Genomic DNA, 5,350 nt, shown 5'->3' on the forward strand with positions numbered 1-5,350 from the left:
CGGGGTCAGGGTCGGGGCCGGGGCCGGGGCGGGGGATGACGCCGCCGGCGCGCGTCTCTTCGAGATCGTCAACCACCTCAACCTGGGGGACGATCTGATCACGGACGACGCCGAGAGGATGAGCCTCGTCCGGCTGAACCTCGCGGCCGGGAAGAAGGCCAAGGCTTCGGCGGCCTTTGCCGCCGCGCTCGATCACTTCACGCGTGGCCTCTCCCGGATCCCGGGAGACGCGTGGAAGGACCATTACGAGCTGACGGCTCAGCTTTCGACTCAGGCCGCCGAGTGCGAATACCTCTGCGGCAGATACGAGGAGTTCGAATCGCGCTTCGAGACGCTGATTCGGGAGCTTCAGACGCCGGTCGAGAGGGCCGAGGCGTACCGGCAGCGGATCGTCCACTTCGACAGCCAGGCGCGCTACGCCGACGCGGTCCGCGCGGGGCGCGAGGCGCTCGCGCTTTTCGGCGTGATGCTCCCCGAGGACGAGGCCGAGAAGCTCCGCGCCGTCGATCGCGAGCTCGAGAGGATCCGCACGCTCCTCGGCGCGCGCGCGATCGCCGCGCTGGTCGATCTCCCCGTGATGAGCGACGCGGCCACGCGCATGGTCGTCTCGCTCGGGACGGCGATGTGGGCGTCGGCGTACATCCAGGCCGACACCGCGCTCTCGTCGCTGATCTCGGCGCAGATCGTCCGCGTCTCGATGGAGATGGGAAACACCGCCGACTCGCCGTTCGGTTACGCGACGCACGCCATCACCATCGGATCGATGCGGCACGACTACCGGGCGGCGGAGGAATGGGGGCTCCTCGCCCTGCGCGTGAACGAGCGCCTGGGCGACGCGCGAGGGCGCGCGAGCACGCACCAGCAGTTCAACGCGCACGTGAGCCTGTGGCGCCGCCCGTTCCAGGACGCGATGCACCACGCGCGCGAGGCGGTCCGGCACGGCCTGGAGTCGGGGGACTTCGCGTATGCCGGCTACGGCGCCCTGACCGAGACCTGGTCGGGGATGCTCGTCAGCAACGATCTCGACGAGTTCGTGAGGTACTACGAGCCGACGGTCGCCGTGCTCGAGAGGATCCGGATGGCCCCCCTCGCGGCGTCGGAGCGTCTCTACATCTCCTGGGCGATGGCACTTCAGGGGAAGACGATCGGGCCGCAGTCGATGACGCACGCGGGGTTCGACGAGCGCGAGTACTTCGAGACGTACGGGACGACGGGCTTCTGCGGCACCTTCTTCCTCGCGATGAAGCTCCAGCTCGGCGTCCTCTTCGAGGACCACGCGGCGGCGCTCGAGGCCGCGACGACCGCGCACCGCCAGGCATGGTTGCCGAAGGGGGTCATCTGGCCGGTCTACTTCGACTTCTGGGCGAGCCTGGCGATGGCGGCCCTCTACGAGGCCGCCGCCCCGGACGAGCGGCGCGAGTTCGCGGAGAAGCTCCTGCGCGCGCGCGACGCGCTCGGCCTCCTCGCGGAGAACTGCCCCGAGAACTTCCGCTGCTGGTGGCTCATCATCTCGGCGGAGTTGGCCCGCGTCGTCGGCGAGCCGGCGGCCGCGATCGAGCGGTACGAGGAGGCGATCGCCTACGCCCGGAAGACCGACAACGTCCAGAACGAAGCCCTCGCGAACGATCTCGCCGGAAGGTTCTGGCTCGGCCGCGGGCGCGAGCCGGTCGCCGCCGTCTATCTCGCGGAGGCCCACCGCGGCTACGCGGCCTGGGGGGCGGCGGCCAAGGCGCGCGATCTCGTGGCGCGCCACGGCCGCCTGCTGCCGGCGCGAACGGCGGTCGCCTCCCCCGGCGGCCCCGAGGCTCCGGCCGGGGACGCGGGAGGCCCCCTCGATCTCGCGAGCGTGCTCAAGGCGGCGCACGCGATCGCGGTGGAAATCGAGCTCGAGGAGCTGCTTCGCAAGCTCATGGCGATCGCGATCGAGAACGCCGGGGCGGAGAGGGGGATCTTCCTCCAGAGCCGCGACGGCGCGCTCTTCGTGCAGGCCGTCGCCGACGCGGGACCCGCCCCGGCGGAGGTCGGCCGGGCGATCCCCCTCGAGAAGGCGACCGGCCTCGCCCACGGCGTCGTCCGCTACGTCTTCCGCACCGGCCAGGGGGTCGTCATCGGCGATGCCGGCACCGACGAGCGGTTCGCGAGCGACCCCCACACGCAGTCCGGCTGCCGGTCAATCCTCTGCGTCCCCGTCGTCCACCAGGGAAAGCTCGGCGGCATCCTCTACCTCGAGAACAACCTCGCGCGCGACGCCTTCACCGCGAGACGCGTCGAGATGATGCAGATCCTCGCCGCCGAGGCGGCCATCGCCCTCGAGAACGCCCGGCTGTACGACGAGATGCGGCAGGAAGTCGAGAGGCGGAGCGCCGCCGAGTCGTCCCTCCGCGAGGCGATGATCGAGCTCGAGGGGCTCAAGAACCGGCTGGAAGCCGAGAACGTCTATCTCCAGGAGGAGATCCGCTCGCAGCACAACTTCGAGGAGATCGTCGGCAACAGCCCGGCGCTGCTCGACGCCCTGCGGCGCGTCGAGAAAGTCGCGGCGACCGACTCGACCGTCCTCATCACCGGCGAGACCGGCGTGGGGAAGGAGCTCTTCGCGCGCGCAGTCCACAGTCGCAGCGCGCGGCGCGAGCGCGCCCTCGTGAAGGTGAACTGCGGGGCGATCGCCGCGGGGCTCGTCGAGAGCGAGCTGTTCGGCCACGTCAAGGGGGCCTTCACCGGAGCGCTCTCGGGGCGCACGGGGCGGTTCGAGCTCGCGCACGGCGGGACGATTTTTCTCGACGAGGTCGGAGATCTCCCGCCCGAGACGCAGGTGAAACTGCTGCGCGTCCTCCAGGAGATGGAGTTCGAGCCGGTGGGGAGCAGCCGGACCGTGAAGATCAACGTCCGCGTGATCGCGGCGACCAACAGGAACCTCGATCACGCGGTCAAGGAGGGGAAGTTCCGCCAGGATCTCCTGTACCGGCTCAACGTCTTCCCCGTCGCCGTGCCGCCGCTGCGCGACCGGCGCGACGACATCCCGCTTCTCGCCGGCTTCTTCGTCGGCCGGCTCGGGAAGAAACTCGGGAAGACTCTCTCGGGGTTCAGTCGGCGGAGCATGGATCGCCTGATGAGCTACCGCTGGCCCGGGAACGTCCGCGAGATGCAGAACGTCATCGAGCGCGCGGCCGTCCTCGCGCAGGGGCCGGTTCTCGAGCTCGAACCCGATCTGGCCGCGGAGACCGAGGCGGAGCCGATGGTCGCGGCCGGGGGCGCCACGCTCGCCAACCGGGAGCGCGAGCACATCCTCGCGGTCCTCCGGAGCACGCGAGGGGTCGTGCAGGGACCTCAGGGGGCGGCCAACATCCTCGGCCTCAATCCCAACACCCTCCGCAGCCGCATGAAGAAGCTCGGCATCAAGCCGGGCAGTCACGAAATATCGTAGCGGCCGTTTGGGTTCGTGGCGGATCTCCGAGCCGCGTCGCCTAACCCATTGATTCTCAAGGCGGCATCACCCTCCTTCTCTGTGGCAACGCGATTGCTTTGTCCTGGGCGCGAACGGAAGGAGACGACGATGCTGAGGATCACGAGGACGTCAGGGAATGGGGGGGCCGAGCACCTCACCCTGGAGGGGCGGCTGGCCGGCGAGTGGGTTCCCGAGCTTCGCGCCGCCGCCGAACCGCTTCTCGCGCGCTCCGGCAAGCTCGTCGTCGATCTCACGGGGGTGGCCTTCGTCGATCCGACGGGCGTCGGCCTCCTCCAGGACCTGGTCGCGGCGGGGGCGGCGCTTCACGGCGCGTCGGCTTTCGTCGCCGAGCTTTTGGGAGGGCCCCGCCGATGATGTCTCGCACGCTTCCCTGGCAGGATACGGTCGCTTCGCTCGAGCCGGCCGAGGCGGCGGAGGATCGGGATCTTCTGGCGCGGCTTCGCGCCGGGGACGAGGCGGCTTTCGAGCTTCTCGTCCGGGCTCACTCGGGCCGCTTGCTCTGTGTGGCGCGGCGGTACTTCCGGAACGACGACGACGCTCGGGACGCGGTGCAGGATGCTTTGATCTCCGCGTTCAAGTCGGTCCGGTCGTTCAAGGGGGATTCACGCCTTTCGACGTGGCTCCACCGGATTACCGTCAACGCTTCCCTGATGAAGCTTCGGACCGCTTCGCGGCATCCGGAGGCGTCTCTCGAGGAATTGCTGCCGCAGTTCGCGGAGGATGGGCATCATGCGGGGCCGGTGTCTTCGTGGCCCTCTTCTGCGGAAGACGTCGTCTTTCAGGCGGAGTCGCGGGCGGCGGTGCGGGCGGCGATCGATCGGCTGCCGGAGTCGGCGCGGACGGTGCTGATGCTTCGGGACATCGAGGAGATGGATACGGAGGAGGTTGCGCGGATGCTGGGGATCACGGCGAACGCCGTCAAGATCCGGCTGCATCGGGCGCGGCAGGCGTTGCGGACGCTGCTGGAGCCGATCGTGATGGGGAGGTAGGGGGGACTGCGCTCACCGCCAGGGTCCGCCCGAATTCCAGTGTCCATCCTGTCGACGTCCCCGACGCACGTCATCCAGCACCGGCGCGAGGAACTCATGCAGAAGCCGCGTGAACGACTCCGCAGGTCTCTCGGGTGTCACGAGACCCGCCCGGCGAGCGAATGCCCGCATCTGCGCGGGACGTGACGGATTCTCCCAAAACGCTGTCGTGAGTCCTATCGGATCCTCGGCCGCAATCGGCGTGTGGCGCCGCTCGAACGTCCGTCGCACAGCTTCCGACAGGGTCGCGCGATCGAACTCGAAGCTGCTCGCGAGATAGTGGAGGTCGAAGAAGTCCTTGATGCGGCTGTTCCGCTCGCCGAGCACGACCATCGCCTCGAGCTTCTCCGCGACCACCGCCTCCCGTGGATAGGCGAGCAGCTCCGGCGCGGGGAGGTCGAGCAGCGTCGGATAGGTGCAGGCTTGCGGTTCAGGCCAGACCGCATCTCCGAGGCCCATGTCAATCTGCAGGCTCAGGCGGGCCTTCCCGCACCACGCGAGCAGCGTGGCTCGTGTTCCGGCGTACTCGTCCTCCGCGCGGATCGCCTGGAGGTCGATGCGTTCGGTGTCGAAGATGATGGCGTCCGGCGGAGCCGGCGTCATGACGATCTCACGGAGGTCGTCGCGGATCGCCTCGAACGCGCCGTCGCCGCGGCGCAGCAGATCGAGATCGCGCGTCGCGCGATAGGGTCGATCGGCCCAGAGCCGTAGAAGCATCGCCCCTTTCAGCACGAAGCGGTTGCGCCGATCCGACACGCCGAGACGGTAGAGGAACCGCTCTATGCCGTAGCTCGTGAGCAGCGTCTGGTGGTCGTCCCCGGTCTCCTTCGCCCTGTTGAGCAGGCGCGCGGCGACGGAG

4 protein-coding genes are annotated in these 5,350 nt (G+C 69.3%); 3 read left to right on the forward strand and 1 reads right to left on the reverse strand.

What is annotated here, in order from left to right; translation table 11 throughout:
• Window positions 1-2,272 precede the first annotated feature (2,272 nt).
• From HY049_16225 to HY049_16235, 3 genes are all read left to right on the forward strand, one after another.
• Window positions 2,273-3,421, forward strand: a complete 1,149-nt coding sequence (locus HY049_16225) for a sigma 54-interacting transcriptional regulator (protein ID MBI3450449.1) — start codon at window positions 2,273-2,275, stop codon at window positions 3,419-3,421.
• Window positions 3,422-3,550: 129 nt separating this feature from the next.
• Window positions 3,551-3,817, forward strand: coding sequence for an STAS domain-containing protein (locus HY049_16230; GenBank protein ID MBI3450450.1), 267 nt, complete (start codon window positions 3,551-3,553; stop codon window positions 3,815-3,817).
• Window positions 3,817-4,452: a sigma-70 family RNA polymerase sigma factor gene (locus tag HY049_16235; GenBank protein ID MBI3450451.1), complete on the forward strand. Its 636-nt coding sequence runs from the start codon at window positions 3,817-3,819 to the stop codon at window positions 4,450-4,452. The genes HY049_16230 and HY049_16235 overlap by 1 nt, the downstream gene beginning before the upstream one ends.
• Window positions 4,453-4,464: 12 nt before the next feature.
• Here HY049_16235 and HY049_16240 read toward each other — a convergent pair.
• A partial coding sequence (locus HY049_16240; GenBank protein MBI3450452.1) for a nucleotidyl transferase AbiEii/AbiGii toxin family protein occupies window positions 4,465-5,350 on the reverse strand: 886 nt, incomplete at its 5' end.

The organism is Acidobacteriota bacterium (genome assembly GCA_016195325.1).
Lineage (GTDB): Bacteria > Acidobacteriota > Polarisedimenticolia > JACPZX01 > JACPZX01 > JACPZX01.